Origin of the sequence: Occallatibacter sp. (assembly GCF_049510455.1) — a bacterium.
In the GTDB taxonomy this organism is placed as follows: domain Bacteria; phylum Acidobacteriota; class Terriglobia; order Terriglobales; family Acidobacteriaceae; genus Telmatobacter.
Map to the genome: position 1 here is coordinate 14,810 of NZ_JBEKYX010000047.1, position 15,934 is coordinate 30,743.

The 15,934-nt window shown below is 56.1% G+C and carries 19 protein-coding genes and 1 pseudogene; 12 read left to right on the top strand and 8 right to left on the bottom strand.

Annotated elements, in window-relative coordinates:
- Window positions 1-242 precede the first annotated feature (242 nt).
- The 4 genes from ABSG47_RS10280 (at window position 243) to ABSG47_RS10295 (ending at window position 2,644) form a co-directional block, all read left to right on the top strand.
- Entirely contained in the window at window positions 243-1,121 is an 879-nt protein-coding gene (locus ABSG47_RS10280; RefSeq protein WP_424169500.1) for a tail fiber protein, read from the top strand.
- Window positions 1,122-1,274: 153 nt separating this feature from the next.
- Window positions 1,275-1,835 carry an elongation factor P gene (gene efp, locus ABSG47_RS10285; RefSeq protein WP_424169502.1) on the top strand — a complete coding sequence of 187 codons (561 nt, stop codon included), beginning with the start codon at window positions 1,275-1,277 and terminating at the stop codon, window positions 1,833-1,835.
- A gap of 33 nt (window positions 1,836-1,868) precedes the next feature.
- On the top strand, window positions 1,869-2,282 hold the full coding sequence (locus ABSG47_RS10290; RefSeq protein ID WP_424169504.1) for a HEPN domain-containing protein: 414 nt from the start codon (window positions 1,869-1,871) through the stop codon (window positions 2,280-2,282).
- Window positions 2,261-2,644, top strand: coding sequence for a hypothetical protein (locus ABSG47_RS10295; protein ID WP_424169506.1), 384 nt, complete (start codon window positions 2,261-2,263; stop codon window positions 2,642-2,644). The genes ABSG47_RS10290 and ABSG47_RS10295 overlap by 22 nt, the downstream gene beginning before the upstream one ends.
- An 83-nt stretch (window positions 2,645-2,727) precedes the next feature.
- Here the strand turns inward: ABSG47_RS10295 and ABSG47_RS10300 are convergent, their stop codons facing one another.
- From ABSG47_RS10300 to ABSG47_RS10310, 3 genes are all read right to left on the bottom strand, one after another.
- Entirely contained in the window at window positions 2,728-3,411 is a 684-nt protein-coding gene (locus ABSG47_RS10300; RefSeq protein WP_424169508.1) for a TylF/MycF/NovP-related O-methyltransferase, read from the bottom strand.
- A gap of 180 nt (window positions 3,412-3,591) precedes the next feature.
- On the bottom strand, window positions 3,592-5,424 hold the full coding sequence (gene serA / locus ABSG47_RS10305; protein WP_424169509.1) for a phosphoglycerate dehydrogenase: 1,833 nt from the start codon (window positions 5,422-5,424) through the stop codon (window positions 3,592-3,594).
- Between the two features lie 30 nt (window positions 5,425-5,454).
- On the bottom strand, window positions 5,455-6,636 hold the full coding sequence (locus ABSG47_RS10310; RefSeq protein ID WP_424169511.1) for a pyridoxal-phosphate-dependent aminotransferase family protein: 1,182 nt from the start codon (window positions 6,634-6,636) through the stop codon (window positions 5,455-5,457).
- Window positions 6,637-6,694: 58 nt separating this feature from the next.
- Here ABSG47_RS10310 and ABSG47_RS10315 point away from each other — a divergent pair, with 58 nt between their 5' ends.
- The 3 genes from ABSG47_RS10315 to ABSG47_RS10325 all read left to right on the top strand — a co-directional run bounded on the left by ABSG47_RS10315 (window position 6,695) and on the right by ABSG47_RS10325 (window position 7,656).
- Window positions 6,695-6,925 (top strand): dihydrofolate reductase family protein, encoded by a 231-nt coding sequence (locus ABSG47_RS10315; protein ID WP_424169513.1) that lies wholly within the window; start codon window positions 6,695-6,697, stop codon window positions 6,923-6,925.
- A gap of 225 nt (window positions 6,926-7,150) precedes the next feature.
- A complete protein-coding gene (locus ABSG47_RS10320; protein ID WP_424169515.1) occupies window positions 7,151-7,300 on the top strand; it encodes a lmo0937 family membrane protein in 150 nt (49 codons plus the stop codon).
- Between the two features lie 86 nt (window positions 7,301-7,386).
- On the top strand, window positions 7,387-7,656 hold the full coding sequence (locus tag ABSG47_RS10325; RefSeq protein ID WP_424169517.1) for a CsbD family protein: 270 nt from the start codon (window positions 7,387-7,389) through the stop codon (window positions 7,654-7,656).
- A gap of 228 nt (window positions 7,657-7,884) precedes the next feature.
- On the opposite strand, the pseudogene ABSG47_RS10330 reads toward ABSG47_RS10325, so the two are convergent.
- Window positions 7,885-8,046 (bottom strand): annotated as a pseudogene (locus tag ABSG47_RS10330) (DUF6496 domain-containing protein); the annotation flags it as partial.
- A gap of 289 nt (window positions 8,047-8,335) precedes the next feature.
- Between ABSG47_RS10330 and ABSG47_RS10335 the strand changes: the two are divergent.
- A complete protein-coding gene (locus ABSG47_RS10335) occupies window positions 8,336-8,818 on the top strand; it encodes a GatB/YqeY domain-containing protein (protein ID WP_424169519.1) in 483 nt (160 codons plus the stop codon).
- A gap of 108 nt (window positions 8,819-8,926) precedes the next feature.
- On the opposite strand, the gene ABSG47_RS10340 is transcribed toward ABSG47_RS10335, so the two are convergent.
- Window positions 8,927-9,283, bottom strand: a complete 357-nt coding sequence (locus ABSG47_RS10340; RefSeq protein ID WP_424169521.1) for a low molecular weight protein tyrosine phosphatase family protein — start codon at window positions 9,281-9,283, stop codon at window positions 8,927-8,929.
- Window positions 9,280-11,352: a beta-N-acetylhexosaminidase gene (locus ABSG47_RS10345; RefSeq protein ID WP_424169523.1), complete on the bottom strand. Its 2,073-nt coding sequence runs from the start codon at window positions 11,350-11,352 to the stop codon at window positions 9,280-9,282. Before ABSG47_RS10345 ends, ABSG47_RS10340 begins: the two co-directional genes overlap by 4 nt.
- 190 nt (window positions 11,353-11,542) lie before the next feature.
- On the opposite strand from ABSG47_RS10345, the gene ABSG47_RS10350 reads away from it, so the two are divergent.
- The 3 genes from ABSG47_RS10350 to ABSG47_RS10360 are packed head-to-tail and all read left to right on the top strand — an operon-like array spanning window position 11,543 to window position 13,301.
- Complete coding sequence (locus ABSG47_RS10350) at window positions 11,543-11,857, top strand: hypothetical protein (protein WP_424169525.1); 315 nt, start codon at window positions 11,543-11,545, stop codon at window positions 11,855-11,857.
- A gap of 21 nt (window positions 11,858-11,878) precedes the next feature.
- Complete coding sequence (locus ABSG47_RS10355) at window positions 11,879-12,208, top strand: PadR family transcriptional regulator (RefSeq protein WP_424169527.1); 330 nt, start codon at window positions 11,879-11,881, stop codon at window positions 12,206-12,208.
- A 52-nt stretch (window positions 12,209-12,260) separates the two neighbouring features.
- Window positions 12,261-13,301: a hypothetical protein gene (locus ABSG47_RS10360; RefSeq protein ID WP_424169529.1), complete on the top strand. Its 1,041-nt coding sequence runs from the start codon at window positions 12,261-12,263 to the stop codon at window positions 13,299-13,301.
- Here ABSG47_RS10360 and dapA read toward each other — a convergent pair.
- Complete coding sequence (gene dapA, locus ABSG47_RS10365; protein ID WP_424169531.1) at window positions 13,298-14,218, bottom strand: 4-hydroxy-tetrahydrodipicolinate synthase; 921 nt, start codon at window positions 14,216-14,218, stop codon at window positions 13,298-13,300. The genes ABSG47_RS10360 and dapA overlap by 4 nt on opposite strands.
- 349 nt (window positions 14,219-14,567) lie before the next feature.
- Window positions 14,568-14,774: a hypothetical protein gene (locus ABSG47_RS10370; RefSeq protein ID WP_424169533.1), complete on the bottom strand. Its 207-nt coding sequence runs from the start codon at window positions 14,772-14,774 to the stop codon at window positions 14,568-14,570.
- A 141-nt stretch (window positions 14,775-14,915) separates the two neighbouring features.
- Here ABSG47_RS10370 and ABSG47_RS10375 point away from each other — a divergent pair.
- Window positions 14,916-15,934: hypothetical protein (locus tag ABSG47_RS10375; RefSeq protein WP_424169535.1), on the top strand; the 1,019-nt coding region annotated here is incomplete at its 3' end.

Consider the following 15,934-nt stretch of genomic DNA (forward strand, 5'->3'; position numbering starts at 1 on the left):
GCACAGCCATATGCCAGCCGCAACAACCGCATCGGCGAAGTCTTCCACAGCCGTGCCGCCAGCGTTTGAAACGGAACGTATGCCAGCAGCACATTACATCGCGGGCGCTTCGCGGCTGAGCGGTCAATTTTCTGTGTGTCGGCAAAATAGTGCTTGCGTGTTGACTTGCGGCGCGCTAGAGTTTCTGCGGTTATCTACCCAATCGAAATCTCTCACCTAAACGAGCCCTCACGAAGGAAAGTATGAAAGCTCTGAGGCTGTTTGCCATATCGTCTGCATTGGCGGTGGTTGGGACCGCGGCACACGCCGCTCCCAGCCCCAAAACCATCATTGCCTGCTATGACAGGGAAACCGGGCGCGCGCGCATCGTCAACTCCGTTCAGGACTGTCGACGCGATGAAGGTCATGTGAGCTGGAACGTCGAAGGCCCGCAGGGGCCTACCGGTGCGGAGGGACCTGCCGGTTCAAAGGGCGCTCCTGGTTCCGCTGGACCAAAAGGTCCTGAAGGTCCAGCCGGTCCCGCCGGACCGAAAGGCGCCACCGGTCCGCAAGGCACAGCCGGTCCGGTTGGTCCTGCCGGAACTCCCGGAGCACAAGGCCCCATTGGTCTCGCCGGTCCTGCTGGCGCTGCCGGTGCAGCCGGTCCTGCGGGAGCGAAAGGTGCTACCGGTCCGCAGGGCGCAGTTGGTCCAGTTGGTGCAGTCGGTCCCCAGGGTCCTGCCGGCACTTCAGGTGCGATCGGTCCACAGGGTACAGTCGGCCCTCAGGGTCCGTCCGGTCCCGCTGGTCCCGTGGGTCCCGTCGGACCTGCTGGGCCGCAAGGGACCTCAGGCACACAAAGCCTTTTTGGCAGTAACAGCATCAACTTCTTCACTGAGGGAGGAGGCGGAACTGAATGCACGCTGGGCTCGATCCTTTTGAACGCTTCTGTCATCTACACCGGCAACTATCTTCCCGCTGACGGACGCCTGATCAGCATCAGCAGCAACACCGCGCTCTTTTCCCTGCTCGGCACTAACTATGGCGGCGACGGAACCACTGACTACGCTCTGCCCGATCTCCGCAAGGCAGCGCCCAACAACACGCAGTACCTGATCTGCGTGAGCGGCGTCTTTCCGTAAACCGCCGCGATGGCCCACACTTTGCCCAGGCGCTGGATCAAGCGCCTGGGCATCGCCTTCTCTGGGCCCATTCGCCTTCAGTTAGAATGAAATACAGGCCAACACCACGATTTCCGCGTGTGTCAAGCAAGTTAAAGCAAGGAGTTTTCCCTTATGGCGATTCCCGCCACTCAAATGCGTCCGGGCATGATCATCAAACACAACGAGCAACTGCACCTGGTCTTCAAGGTGGAGCACCGCACCCCCGGAAACCTACGCGCTTTTATACAGGCCAAGCTGCGGAACCTCAAGTCCGGCGCCATGTTCGAGCACCGCTTCCGCTCCGCAGACGCAATCGAGAAGGTCGTCGTGGATGCAGTGACCATGGAGTTCCTGTACAACGACGGCGACGACTACTATTTCATGAACCCCGAAGACTACGAGCAGACCGTCCTGAAGCACTCCACGCTCGGCGACGCAGTTGAGTACCTCACGCCAAATATGCAGATCACGGTTAGCTACTTTGACGGCGTTGCCGTCGGCATTGATCTGCCCGGCACCGTCGAGCTGACGGTCATTGAGACCGAACCGGGCCTCAAGTCCGCAACAGCCTCTTCGGTTACCAAGCCGGCAAAGATGGAAACGGGTCTTGTGGTGCAGGTTCCGCCCTTCATCAATGAAGGCGAGAAGATCAAGATCGACACCAGCGAAGGCACATATTTGAGCCGCGCGTAGTTTTCTGATCCGGTTTATGATGGATGCACTCTCATGAACCGCACTGATTATCGGAACCTTTCTGAGCTGCGCCTTCAGGAATCCAGAGCCCTGTTAGCTGCTGGATTACCGGAAGGCGCATACTATTTGGCAGGATATGCCGTTGAGTGTGCTTTGAAAGCTTGCATTGCGAAGCGGACGCAGGAACACGATTTTCCGGAGAAAGGCTCCCACAAATACTTCAGTCACGATTTGGAGGATTTGTTGGGATTTGCAAAACTTAAGCGCGAGCTGGACCAGGCATTTCAGACAAACCCTGCACTGAGGACGAACTGGACCATCATTTTGAACTGGTCCGAAGAGAGCCGATACAAACAGGGAAGGACAGATCAGGATGTGACGGATTTGCTCATAGCCATCGAAGATCAAACAGGAGGGGTGCTCACATGGCTCCGGCAGCGTTGGTAAATCTCGACATAGATGATGGGCAGAAAGTGGTCCAGGCGCTCGACAAGGCAGGCAATAACCCAAGTGTGGCGTTGTGGGCAAAGCTCCCGGATTATGAGAACTGGAGGCTGATTCTCGCTTCCAATCATTTTGATCAAGTATCGCAATCTTCCGGCTATTCGGAGATTATTGATGCGATGGATAAGGCAGGGATTCCCATTTATCGGCAGCCCACGGTTCTCTTGCGCTCAATGCAAAGCTCGATGATTGATACTTTGCGGAATACATTCTCATCGGCAGCAGATACCTATGGTATGCGCCTGGGTGGGCAGCGATTTGGTGATCAATATATCGAAGAGGCTTTCGTTTATCGAATTCATTAATTTGGTAGCTGACCCCGATATAAAGAGCCACCGCAGCGCGGTGGCTCTTACTTCTTACTCGCTAATCCAAAATCTGCCAGTCACTACTCAAACTTGAATGCGACCTGCGTCCAGTTATTACTCATACCAATGCACTTGGAAGTACGCATGAACGCTTTCTGATATTCCTTCCACGCCAGGTACTCATTCAGTGGAGAAGAGTATTCATCAAAAATGATAATGTCGCCCGGCTTTATATAGGAGTCGAGCATCGCAAGCGTATACAAAGTGCTGGAGTGCAGGTCCGAGTCATTGTGAATGACAAGAGGGTGCGTAATTTCATGTTCGCGCAGGAATGGCAGAATCGTTTGTTGGAACCATCCCTTTTCCAGTCCAACACGAGAATCATCGAAAATAGGAAGATTACCATCGAGGTCAAACGCACTCTTTGTCGTTGTGCCTCCGATATGCTGCCAGTCCTCGGGCAGGCCCTCAAAAGAATCAAATCCATAAAAACGCGAATCGGGGTGGTTGTTGAGTTGTGTCCACTTGCGCAGGCTCTCACCCTTCCAGACGCCAAACTCTAAATAACAGACCGCCTGATTGCCAAGCAGTTGATTGACCGAACTATATAATTCAAACCGATGTGGAAACGATGGAACCGATTGCTGGTGGGTCTGTTCCTGCAAATAATCCCACATCTCAGCGTTTCTGTTCACCACATCCATGCTGCGCGAGTACTTGGGCCATAAAAATTTGGCAAGGTGCTTCTGCGCGACTGGGTGCATTCAAGAGCCTCTCGGGGGAATGGGATTAAATTCGTATCCACTGCGATGCCTTTTATGATGCACTGCCGACGATTGCAGTTGGATAGTTCTGCCACAAAAATACAGGATCTATCCATAAAAGAAAACCCACCACAGATCGTGGCGGGTTCTACTGCAGTCTAAGTTAATTCCCGGAGCCTTCTAGCCAGGTAATGACACCGGCTTAACATCCAGAATCGCCTCAATCTGCTTTAAAGCTTCAATTACCTCGCTTGAAACGGGAGCGTCAATCTGCACAACAGCCAGCGCTTTCACCGGCTGCAGGCCGCTCCGGTCGCGTCCGAGTGCAAAGTTGGCAATATTCACACCATGTTCACCAAGCGTGGTGCCGATCTTTCCAATCACGCCACGAACATCCAGGTTGCGGCATACAAGGAGGTTGCCTTCGAGCGGCGCCTCGACGTCGATGCCATCAAACTCAAGCAGCCGCGGCTGCTCGCCATGAATGACCGTAGCCGTTGCATGTGTTGTTCCCGAGGCCGAGCGCAGCTCAACAGCCAGCAATGTTGCAGCGCCACCACGTTGCGGAGCCTGCTTGTCCTCATGCACACGAATTCCGCGTTCGGAGGCCACGGCCGCCGCGTTGATGCGGTTTACATTCTCAAGTCCCTGCAACAGTCCTGCAATGGCCGAATTGCGTACCAGCTCCGTCTTTGCCTCGGCCAGCGCTCCTCCGTAGATCAAATCGATCGACTCAATGCCGGTATAACCAGTCTGCGCCAGGAATGCGCCGAGTCGTCCGGCGAGATCGATGTACGGCGCAAGCTGCACATATTCTTCGTGGCTCAATGAAGGCATATTCACGGCATTCTGCACCACGCCCAGCTTCAGATATTCCCGCACTTGCCGCGCAATCTGGATGCCCACAGCCTCCTGCGCCTCTGCGGTTGACCCCGCAATGTGCGGCGTTAAGATCACATTATCCAGCCCAAAGTAGGGCGACTCCTTCGGCGGCTCAACAGTAAACACATCCAGTGCCGCGCCGCCAATGTGGCCACTCTTCAACGCGTCCACCAGCGCCGCATCTTCAATCAGCTCGCCGCGCGCGCAGTTGATAATGCGCACACCCTTCTTCATCGCAGCAAGGTTTTTCGCATTGATAATGTTTGCCGTTTGCGGTGTCAAACCAACGTGCAGCGTCAGATAATCGGACTTCGCAAAAAGCTCTTCCAGCGTAACAAGCGTGATGCCGTTCTCGCGCGCCACTGCCGCGCTCACAAACGGGTCGGAGCCAATCAGCTCCAGCCCAAAGCCCTTTGCACGCTTCGCCACTTCCAGCCCAATGCGCCCCAGGCCAAGGATGCCCAGCGTCTTGCCGCGCAGTTCGCTGCCTTGCAGATTCTTCTTCTCCCACTTGCCTGCATGCATGGTGGCATTCGCTACAGGAAGTTTCCGTGCCAGAGCCAGCATCTGGCACATTGCCAGTTCCGCTACGGCAATCGCATTCGCGCCCGGAGTGTTCATCACCACAATGCCGCGTCGCGTCGCCGCATCCGCGTCAATGTTGTCCACGCCTACACCCGCGCGTCCAATCACGCGCAATTTTGGCGCATGAGACATCAACTCGTCCGTAGCCTGCACCGCAGAGCGCACCACCAGTGCATCCGCATCGGCCAGTGCGGCTTCAAGCCCATCAGGCAGCTTGTCATGCGTCAACACTTCCCAGCCAGGCTCGGCCGCAAACACCGCCAGAGTCGCCGGAGAAACCTTCTCCGCTAGTACAATCTTCATCGCTTCTCCCTTGCCGCCAATCGTTCCCGCTTGCGCGTTTTCATACTCGTCAAAGCGGATTCCTTCCCGCTCGCACATCAGCTCGAACATCCGCACCACCGCAGCCTGCGGCTTGCCCTCACCTCGCTCATACTTCCAGATCGAGTTTGGATGTACGCCCAGCCTCTCCGCCATCTGGTATTGAAAAAGGTCGAGTTGTTTGCGAGCGAGCACCAGCTTCTCACCAAAAGTTAGTTCAGACATTCCGTCAATCCTTTGCGAACTGTCATCTGCTTACTGTTTCACTGCTTCCGCATACACTTTTTGCGCCGCAGCCACAGCCTGCCCATACTCCACCGGCAGCCCCAGCGTGTCCTTGGCAATATGCTCCGCCGCACCCAGAAACGCCACCGTATCGAGATAATCGAAGAAGCCCAGATGCGCCACGCGGAAGATCTTGCCCTGCATCGTGCCCTGGCCGTTCGCCGTCACCAGCCTGAACTTCTCCTTCAGCGCCTTCACCACCGCGCCTGAATCCATCCCCTCAGGCACAGCCACGGCAGTAGCAGCAGCACTAGGCGAATCTGGCGCAAAGAGCGTAAAGCCCAGAGCCTTCAATCCCTCGCGCGTCGCCTTCGCGTTCACCTGCGCGTTGTCGATCAGCGCAATGCGGCCCTTTTCCAGATCGCCGCCCGCCTGCCCTGCTATGTAATCCAGCGCAGCCCCAAGGCCCGCCACCAGCGAAACCGCTGGCGTGTAAGCGCTCTCGCCCTTCACCGCATTCTTGCGCTCCTTGCGCAGGTCAAAGTAATACCGCGGGTTCTTCGAGGAATCCATCGCCTTCCACGCCTTCTCGCTTACGGAAAGATAGGCAAGGCCCGGCGGCATCATGACCGCCTTCTGAGATCCGCCGATGAGAACATCGATGCCCCAACCATCCACGTCAAAGCTCTGCGTCCCCAGGCCAGTAATGCCATCGACCACAAGCAGCGTATCCGTGCCCTTCAGCAGCTTCGCCACGCCTTCCACGTCATGGCTCACCGTCGTTGAAGTCTCGGAGGCCTGCATATACACGGCCCTATATGGAGACTCGCCTTCCGGCTTCAGCGCGGCCCGGATGTCGTCGAGCTTGAAAGTCTTTCCATACGGCGCCTCCAGCACATCCGGTACACAGCCATAGGCCTTCACCAGGTCAACCCAACGCTCGCCGAACTTCCCGGCCGTCAGCACCAGCACCTTGTCGCCAGGACTGGTCAGATTCGAAACGGAAGCCTCCATTGCGCCTGTTCCGGAGCTGGCCAGCAGCAGCACGTCATTCTGCGTGCCCACAAAGACCTTAAGCTGCGCCAGAACCTTTTGAAACAGCGCCCGGAACTCCGGCGTCCGATGGTGCATATCCGCCGCAGCCATGGCAAACTGGGCCGCCGGGAGCAGCGGAGTGGGGCCGGGGGTGAACAACCGTGTCTTCCGAATCATCTTTTCCTCGCTTTTAGTCTGGCTCTGCCAGGTCTTTAATCACATAATACACATTTCTGTGAAAAATGTGATTGATGATTGTGGGAATCCCTGCGGCAAGTGCGTTGCGATTGGGGCCAGTGTGGCCTGGCAGGCATTGCAGGCAGGTCTTGTGGATGAAATGTATCTCCACATTGCGCCGATTATTCTCGGCTCGTTCAAGCGTCTCTTTGATCAGGCCCGTCCTCGCCCCATCCATCTCAAGCATCTCGAAACGCTCGACACAGCGGATGCTCAGCACATGCGCTAAGAAGTTGCGCGGTACGAGAGCTAAGCCCCCGTAAAATCCGCGTAAAGCTGTCGCCCAGGCCTGCGCCGGTGAGCAGTGAATGCTTGTTTCCAGATGACTTGCAGGCTGGCAATGGCAGTTATGGCCTGCATATTTTCGAGTTGAAATCCATGCATTTTGCGCCAGGCAGGCAACCTAAATAGCAGCCTTTCCCTCTTATCCTTCCAGTTCGAAAGGAGAGAACGAATGCTCTGGACACTATTCATCATCTTGCTTCTGGCCTGGCTGTTGGGATTCATTGGATTCCACGTTGTCGCCTGGTACATCCACATCCTGCTTGTCGTAGCGTTGGTTGTGCTTGTCATTCAGTTGATCAGTGGACGAAGGGCTCTTTGAGCGTCGGACGTAATTCAATTCCGCAACTTAACCGGATAACTCCATAACTCGAAGTACATAGGCAAGTACACACCGGAGGTATAACCATGAATACGGATCAGGTAAAAGGCAAAGCTGAGCAGGTAGTTGGAAAGATCAAGCAGGGAACGGGCGAGGCCGTAGGCAATGACAAGCTCGCGAACAGCGGCGTAGCCGATCAGGTCAAGGGCGCAGTGCGGGAAACCTGGGGCAATGTAAAGGATGCGGCCAACTCCGAACATCAGAAGCATGCAAACGACGCGCGTAACCGTGTTGTTGAGAAAACGGAAGAGCTGAAAGAGCGTGCGAAAGAGAACATCGATAAGCACAAGAGGTAGGACAACAGACACAGATGTCCGGCTAGATGTCCAGGCAGTGTTTGAGTCTCCCTTGTAATCGTTCCTTACATCAGGCAACGCTGGTAAATCCAGTTATATATGCATTGAACCTTGGTAAAACACGAGCGTGCGGGCAGGGCGAAAGTTCTTCCCGCGCGCTCTTAACTTGTAAGTTACGAGACTTGTAAGTTATAAGATTAGGTTCGGATGAATCGGTAGCCGCCTCCGTCAGGACTTCTTTTCCGCAACCTTTGCGCCTTTCTTGCGCGCTTCCGATAAGCCAATCGCAATCGCTTGTTTTCTACTCGTCACTTTCTTCCCACTGCGTCCGCTCTTCAGCTTTCCTTTCTTCATCTCATGCATTTCAGTTTTAACTTGCTTGCTGGCAGCGGCGCCATATTTCTTGCCCGAAGATTTCTTCGCAGTCTTCTTCGCGGGAGATTTTTTGCACTCTTTTTAGTTGTCATATACTCATTTCCTATGCCTGACTTGGTTTCGGCGAGATATAAGCCCGCACCACATATCAATACGGCCCGGGCTGTCTGAATAGAAGGCGTGTTGCATCAAAAAGTTGTTCAAAGGGTTTTGCGCAGGAACCCTGTTGGCAAACTCGTTACAATCATTTCTTAAGCCTGCATACCTGAGCGGCTTGAATTTCTAACAGAAATGGGACGAAGCGATGAGCGAAGCTGGAGAGCTGGAAAAAGCAGTCGATCGGAAAATTATTATCGCGATGAAAGCCAGAGAATCAGAGCGCCTGACCACGCTGCGTTTGATTAAGAACGGGCTGAAGAACAAAGCCATCGAAAAGCGTGCTGCGCTCACAACGCAGGAGAGTGAGCAAACGCTGGCCACCATGATCAAGCAGCGCCGCGACTCCATCGAACAATTCACCAACGGCAATCGCCCCGAGCTCGCAGCGAAAGAAGCCGCCGAGATCGTTGTGATCGAAGAGTTCCTGCCCAAAGCGCTGGATGAAGCAGCCCTGAAAGCTATCGTCGCCGAAGCCATAGAAGCGCATTCCACCGCCAGCGGCGCAAAGCCCACACCGAAAGAGATGGGCCCCATCATCAAGGCGGTGCAGGCAAAACTTCAGGCATCAGGCCTTCGCGCTGAGGGCAAGCTCGTCAGCGATGCCGTCAAAGCCGCGTTGGCAAGCTAGATCAGTTCCAGAGTGAAATATGCCTTCGAATGTTGTGCAAGGTGGCTTTTTCTTAAGGAAAAAGCAACTTAGCTCAGCGGCTTCGGCATGGATCAACTCTGGAACTGATCAGTCGCGGCCCTCATCGGCAATCTCATTCCGCCAGCGCTCTAACTGCGGCTCCACTTTGTCTTTGAGCAGTTGCACCAGCTCCGGATCCATTAGGTCGTACCGATCCGGAATGCCGAGTACTGCCACGCGCCTGCGTCGCAACAGATAACCAAACCGCTCCTGCAGAAACTGCGCGTGGTGCTGCTCCATGGCAACAATCACATCGGCCCACTCAATAAGATCTGCGGAGACGGGCGTCTCCGCATCCGCGTTGATGCCCGCAGAGGAAGCCTCAATCCCCTCGTAACGGGAGAAGACCGCCTCGGCAGTGGGGCTTCGCAATACATTAGCGCTGCATATAAATAGAACTTTCATTGAGCTGCCGCCGCCTCCACCAGCTTCTGCAGCGCCGGCAAAAAGTCGAACTTCACCATTCCTGAAGGCTTCTTCGCATCCTCCAAAAGCGCGAGCTTGGCATCCTTCCATCCCGCCGGCGGAGCCGCATGAATCTCCAGATATTCCAGCGCCTCCAAGCCCGCCGTTCCCAGCGCGCCAAACTGCGCCGCGCGCGCTGCCTGATCGTTCAGCCGCACGCGTGTCACCGCCAGCGAAGCAATCTCAGGAGCCGCAGTCTGCCAACTGATAAAGCGCATCTTCAGCCTCTGTATCGCCAGCTTTGAAACCGCTCCGCTCGCACTCACCGCCGCATCCACCTCGGCAGCAATCTCTTCCCGGGACGCCGGATCGGCAACAACCGCATCCACCAAGCGATTCAATGAAGTCAGCCGATCCGTGTGCTGCTGCACAAAGCGCTCATGCAAACTTGTCGGCTCCAGAACCGTAGCATATAGATCCAATTCCTTATTTTCTCCGCCTGCAATATTGCGCCGCAGCTTCGCCGGCCCGGTGATATGCGTGATCCCCACATCCTCCAATTCATACGAGGCAATCCGCAGACGCCGATACATATCGGCAACATCACGATCTGACTGCGGCGACCAGAAGCGCTCGGCAATAGCCAGCGTTCGCGGCCAGACTCGCGAGTCAATTGTTTCCTCATGGATGTGCTCACTCCACATACATACTTCGCCCCCCAGAATCAGCTTCTGCTGCTCCGGCGTCAGCTTCGTATCCGCAGGAATCGGATCCGCCAGAAACATCATCTCGTTGGTCTTCTGCGCGTCAAGATAATAAGGCGCTGAAAGAATTCCTGTGTAACCCTGCGTCGCGCCTTCTGAGAGCGACTTATCGCCGCGCCAGCTCTGAATCATGATGTCCTTCGGCAACGACGGCTGAAGTATTTCATCCCAGCCCATCATCTTCTTGCCGTGCTTGCTCAGAATCGGCAACAGGCGCCGGTTGAAGTACGCCTGCAGCTCTTCCGGCGTCTTGAAGCCCTGCTTATCCATGAACGCCTTGATGCGCGGATTTTCGAGCCAACCCTTGCCCTTCGTTTCATCGCCGCCAATATGGAAGTAAGCATCGGGAAAGATCGCGCCCATCTCGCCAATAAATCCATCGAGAAACTTGAAGGTCTTCTCATTGCTCGGATCCAGCTCCGCCTGCGGAATGCCGAAGGTTTGCGGCATCGCCTTGATGTCCTCGCCCGCGCCAATCTCCGGATACGCCAGCAGCCAGCTTGACGTGTGCCCTGGAATATCGAACTCCGGCACCACGCGAATGCCGCGCTCGCGTGCATAAGCCACGATATGCCGCATCTCATCCTGCGTATAGAACATGCCGTCTGAGGCCACCTGCGTGAACTTCGGATACAGCTTGCTCTCCGCGCGGAAGCCCTGGTCGTCACTCAGATGCCAGTGAAAAACATTCAGCTTCGCAATCGCCATCGCATCGAGCGTCCGCTCAATCACCGGGATCGGCTCAAAGTGCCGGCTCACATCCAGCATGTAACCACGCCACTGAAAGCGCGGAGCATCGTCAATCGTCACCGCAGGCATCCAGCAGCCCGTGCCGGATGTCTCCACCAGTTGCAGAAATGTCTCAAGCCCATGCATTGCGCCCACGTCGGTCGCCGCGCTCAACTCTACGCCCGTTGAAGTCACCGTCAGCTTGTAGCTCTCGTCTTCATTCAGCCCCTGCACCGCGCCACCCGGGCCAGCAACTTTCACGGAAAGGACCGGTGCAGAACCCGAACCATTCGTAAACTGCGCCCGGCGAATTCCTCCGCATTGGCGATCGAGCCGCACCAGAAAACGATCCAGCGCACCACTGAGCCGCTCATCGCCCTTGCCTGCAATACCCGCATAGAAGTGGTCGTCCAGCATCAGCTTGCCAGTACCAGCCTCAATAGACCGCGGCAGCGGCATCACATGCAGCGTAGAAGCCTGGCTATGCAAAAAATCCGCGGAAAAAGCGAGCAGAGAAGCGAGAACAGCAGCCGAAAGCGAAAATCGGCGAGGCGCAGGACACATATTTCGGAGCATGTATTCCTCTGATGCGGCAGAAGTTGCCAGATTTTTGCGTGCAGAAATCCTCCAAAGCATAGCAGGCCGAAAAAAAACATTGCAATTGGTGCTTGACGACGTACACTATGTGACATACAGTAGTTGAAGTACAGTATGCGAGACACAGTACGGCGGTTGAACCGGAACCAGCCGGTGCTCAAAGGAAAGGATGGCAAATATGATCCCCATGAATGAAGCGAGAACTGACACAAGCGACCTCAAGGACGCAATCAAGGAATGGTTTGAAGCCTTAACAGGAGCAATCGCCCATGCCGGAGCATGCCATTCAACCCCTCACAACTGGCAGAACGCGCAGCCATCGACCGCTCCCCTCATCCATCCGCGCGATGTTGAGCTCGGGCTATTCATACTCCGGCTATTGTTGGTAGGCGGCATGGCCTTCGGCGCGCTTTACCTGGCCCAGTCAGTTAACTGGCTCAACGTCGGAGTGAATCTTCTACTCAAAGCAACGGGCTCGCTCTGAGTTTCCAGGGAAAGGCACAGTATGACCGTCGCCGAAAACACGCTTGAAAATCTTCGCCTTGAGCTTCGCCGCGGTTGCCTGGTACTCGCAGTTCTGGCCCAGCTCCGGCAGGAGCACTACGGATATACCCTTCGCAAGGCTCTGGCCACGCGCGGCATGGAGATCGAAGAAAGCACGCTCTACCCGCTCCTGCGCCGCCTTGAATCCCAGGGCCTGCTCACCAGCCAGTGGCGCGAGGAGGACAAGCGCAACAAGCGCTTCTATCGCCTTTCGCCTGGGGGCGAAACCATTCTCACCACGCTGCTCGAAGAGTGGCATACCATGAACGCCGCTATTGAACGCATTGTTTAGTTCCGCGCGGGACGTCCGAACGAAAAACGAAACCGTGGAAAGGAAGCACAATATGGATCTCCTCGAACGTTATCTCCAGGCAGTCCGCAAATATCTTCCCTGGACTCTCTCTCGCGCTCGCCAGGACGACATCATCGCCGAGTTGTGCGCCAACTACGAGTCGCAGCTTGAAGAGCGTGAAGGCGATTTAGGCCGCAACCTTACCGAAGGCGAAATGATCGACTGGCTCAGGCAGCTTGGCAATCCCATGCAGATCGCCGGCCGCTACCAGCCCGTGCAATACCTCATCGGCCCCACGCTCTTTCCCATGTATCTCTATGTGCTGCGCCTCGCCGCTTTCTGGGCGCTCGTCATCGGCATCGGGGTCAATGTGATTCTGGTCTGGACCGGTGTCCCCAGCTCCGGAACCATCGGCGAGGCAATCTTCGCGCGCGGCCCAGCCGCAGTCTTCAGTGCCGCCACATGGGTCACGCTGGTCTTCGCCGCGCTCGAATTTCTATTCGCGCACTATCCGAACCTGCTGCCACGCATGGATGGAATCAACATCGACTGGAGCCCCAGTAAACTCCCGTCGCTCGAGCCAACTCGCACAACAGGCCGCAAGCAGCCCACCTTTGCCAAGTTCACCGCGCAGGTTATTTTCGAATGGCTCTTCCTCGGCTGGCTGCTGCTGGTGCCCAAGTACCCGTTCCTGATGTTCGGTCCAGGCGCATGGTACGCCCAACTCGGCCCGTTCAAAATAGCGTCCATCTTATGGACCTTCTACCGGGTCGTCGTCGCGTTCAACTTCGCGCAGGTCTTGTGGAACACCATGGATTGGACAAGGGGCGCATGGCGCAAGCCCTCTATACTCAAGCCGCTATTCTTCAAGGCAGGCGGCCTGCTCACCATCGGAGTGCTGCTCACCGCGCACAACCACACCTTCGTCTATCTCAAGAACCCGGCCGCGAGTGAAGCAGCAAAATACACCGCCATGCTAGACCAGCTCAACCCATCGCTTTATCTGGGAATGCAGGTTGTCTTCCTGATCGTGGCCATCCAGTTCGCCTGGGAGCTATACCGGGCGTTCCTCGAATCCCGAATTCGCAGCTAGAACACCTCGTTACCCATATTCGGCAGATGCTTCAACAATCCCAGCTCTCCCGCTACACGCTCCAGCTTGTAGCGGGTCTGAGGATCGGGAGGTACCAACGGGAGCCGCACCGTATCGTTTGCCTTGCCCATCAGGTTTAGCACAGTCTTCACCGGCCCAGGGTTTGAATCCCAGAAGTTGGCCTCAAAGAGCCGTGTATAGCGCCGCTCAATCTCCCGCGCCTGCGTCCAGTCATTCATCAGCGCCGAGCGCACCATCCTGCCCACCTCAGCCGGAACTTCATTGGACGCTACGCTGATCAACCCATGCGCACCAGCCGCAATCGAGGCCAGCGCCAGGTCGTCCTCGCCGCTGAAGATCCTGAATCCGCGCGGCAGCAGATGCGCCAGTTGCGTAATCTGCGCCACCTTGCCGCTCGATTCCTTAATCGCCTGAATATTCGGCGCATCCCCCGCGAGCCGCGCCACCGTTTGCGGCTCCAGGTTCGCCGCCGTGCGTCCCGGCACGTTGTAGAGAATCACAGGCAGCGGATCAACAGCCCGAGCCAGCGCCAGAAAATGCTGATACTGCCCCTCCTGCGAGGGCTTGTTGTAATACGGGCTCGCGGAAAGAACTCCGCTCAACCCCTGTACCTGCCGAAATCTATCGGCCAGCCGCAACAAGGTGCGCGTCGAGTTATGTGAGCAGCCTGCCCACACAGGCACACGTCCCCGTACTGCATCCACAACAATACTCACTACATGCAGCAGCTCATCCTCGTCCAGCGTCGCCGCCTCGCCCGTCGATCCGCAGGCCACAAGGAAATCAATCCCGGAGTCCACCTGCCAATCCACCAGCGCCCGAAGCGCCTCTTCATCCACTGAACCATCCACCCGAAAGGGCGTAACGAGTGCGGTACCGCAACCTGTAGTTTCCATAACAGCCCAGTTTATAACGCGCAGCATGACGACCCTGTGAATCGCTATTGTCCTACGACTGAGCTGCTAGAAAAACCAGAAATAGGACTATAAAAACGCAAATCGCCGCTCTGTTTTTTGAATCTATTAAGCGTCGATCGCCTGAGAGCGGTCCTGAAGATCGTTCACAAACATCATCAATTGTTCGCCTTGCCATATAACGTCAACGGTTCGGTTTCCCTGAGGCGGGGCAACCGGTATTTCGATAACGTTCCCTGCTGGAATTGATCGGGCGCAGCCCGTCTCAATAAGCACACCTAACGTGGGCTTCACGAGTCGGCGCCTTCCAATCATAAGCATCGTTCTCCGATCAGACAGGAACGGTGGCATTTTTCAGATCTTCGGTGAACATTAGCAGCTTGCGGCCATTCCAGATGACCTCCATCAGCCTGTCACCGTTAAACTTCTTGGCGGTTAGGTCGAGTATAGTGCCGGAAGGAACGGTGACAGCCTCATGGCCATCATTTCCGGCAAACATCGCGAGCAGAGGATTGTTTAGACGATGGTGGCCAAGCATGGCACGCCTCTTTCTTCATCCGTTGAAAGAGGAGCACGGCGCTTTGCAAGGGCGGCTCTAAGAATCGAATGTACTTTTACTATACGCTTCGTTGTATTTCAGTGAATGTGCCACTCAGTAACGCAGTCGCAAGACAGCCTTGTGAATCGCCCAACCGCGAGCCAGACACGTGACTGCTACCCTTGCACCATGAAGAAGCCCGCCATCATTCTTCTCACCGCACTTCTATTCGCCGGATTCTCCCACGCCGCAAAAGAGGAGCCCGTGGACATCATCGCCAGCCACTTCGTGAGCCTCACCACTTCGCACGGCTCCGGCCAGCTTCCCATGGATCTTTCTCTCGACTGGGACAAGCCACAGCCACAGGTCACACGCGCGGTGATCCTCTTTCACGGCAAAGGCCGCGACGTGGACGGCTATTATCGCGCCCTGCGCAAAGCAGCAGAGCAAGCCGGAGGCAGCGCAGATTCAACGTCCATCTTGATTGCCCCTCAGTTTCTGAACGAAGAAGACGCCAAAGCCCATCACCTGCCGAACACCATTCTGCGCTGGTCTGAAGGCACATGGGAGTCGGGCCGCGAAGCCACCGGCCCCGCCGCCATCAGCGCCTATGAGGTCATTGACGCGCTCGTCGCCCACTTCGCAGATAGCAAACTCTATCCCAACCTGCAAAGCATCGTCCTCGCCGGCCACTCCGGCGGCGGCCAGGCCATGCAGCGCTACGCCATCGTCGGCCACGCGGAGCAAATGGCAGGCGCCGGCATCCACGTCCGCTATGTCATCGCCAATCCATCGTCCTATATGTACTTCACAGATGATCGTCCCGTCTTCAGCGGAAACATCGTGCGTTACATGCCGGGAAGCGAAGCAGCCTGCCACAATTTCAACCATTGGAAGTTCGGGCCGCTCGACATTCGCGAAGAATATGTGCGCTCCAGCGCGGAGCCCGGCTGGCAGGCTCTCGAAGACGCCTTCGTTCACAAAGATGTGACCTACCTGCTCGGAACCGCCGACGTCGATCCTCACGAGAAGGACCTCGACGTAACCTGCGCCGGAGAGATGCAGGGACCATATCGACTTCTACGCGGCCGCGCATACTACGCATGGCTTCACATGCGCCACAAAACCGAGTGGAACCAACGCCTCTGGTTCGTTCCGGA

Coding starts and splice junctions, on each gene's coding strand:
- ABSG47_RS10280 (WP_424169500.1), top strand. CDS start 243: ATGAAAGCTCTGAGGCTGTTTGCCATATCGTCTGCATTGGCGGTGGTT.
- efp (WP_424169502.1), top strand. CDS start 1,275: ATGGCGATTCCCGCCACTCAAATGCGTCCGGGCATGATCATCAAACAC.
- ABSG47_RS10290 (WP_424169504.1), top strand. CDS start 1,869: ATGAACCGCACTGATTATCGGAACCTTTCTGAGCTGCGCCTTCAGGAA.
- ABSG47_RS10295 (WP_424169506.1), top strand. CDS start 2,261: ATGGCTCCGGCAGCGTTGGTAAATCTCGACATAGATGATGGGCAGAAA.
- ABSG47_RS10300 (WP_424169508.1), bottom strand. CDS start 3,411: ATGCACCCAGTCGCGCAGAAGCACCTTGCCAAATTTTTATGGCCCAAG.
- serA (WP_424169509.1), bottom strand. CDS start 5,424: ATGTCTGAACTAACTTTTGGTGAGAAGCTGGTGCTCGCTCGCAAACAA.
- ABSG47_RS10310 (WP_424169511.1), bottom strand. CDS start 6,636: ATGATTCGGAAGACACGGTTGTTCACCCCCGGCCCCACTCCGCTGCTC.
- ABSG47_RS10320 (WP_424169515.1), top strand. CDS start 7,151: ATGCTCTGGACACTATTCATCATCTTGCTTCTGGCCTGGCTGTTGGGA.
- ABSG47_RS10325 (WP_424169517.1), top strand. CDS start 7,387: ATGAATACGGATCAGGTAAAAGGCAAAGCTGAGCAGGTAGTTGGAAAG.
- ABSG47_RS10335 (WP_424169519.1), top strand. CDS start 8,336: ATGAGCGAAGCTGGAGAGCTGGAAAAAGCAGTCGATCGGAAAATTATT.
- ABSG47_RS10340 (WP_424169521.1), bottom strand. CDS start 9,283: ATGAAAGTTCTATTTATATGCAGCGCTAATGTATTGCGAAGCCCCACT.
- ABSG47_RS10345 (WP_424169523.1), bottom strand. CDS start 11,352: ATGCTCCGAAATATGTGTCCTGCGCCTCGCCGATTTTCGCTTTCGGCT.
- ABSG47_RS10350 (WP_424169525.1), top strand. CDS start 11,543: ATGGCAAATATGATCCCCATGAATGAAGCGAGAACTGACACAAGCGAC.
- ABSG47_RS10355 (WP_424169527.1), top strand. CDS start 11,879: ATGACCGTCGCCGAAAACACGCTTGAAAATCTTCGCCTTGAGCTTCGC.
- ABSG47_RS10360 (WP_424169529.1), top strand. CDS start 12,261: ATGGATCTCCTCGAACGTTATCTCCAGGCAGTCCGCAAATATCTTCCC.
- dapA (WP_424169531.1), bottom strand. CDS start 14,218: ATGGAAACTACAGGTTGCGGTACCGCACTCGTTACGCCCTTTCGGGTG.
- ABSG47_RS10370 (WP_424169533.1), bottom strand. CDS start 14,774: ATGCTTGGCCACCATCGTCTAAACAATCCTCTGCTCGCGATGTTTGCC.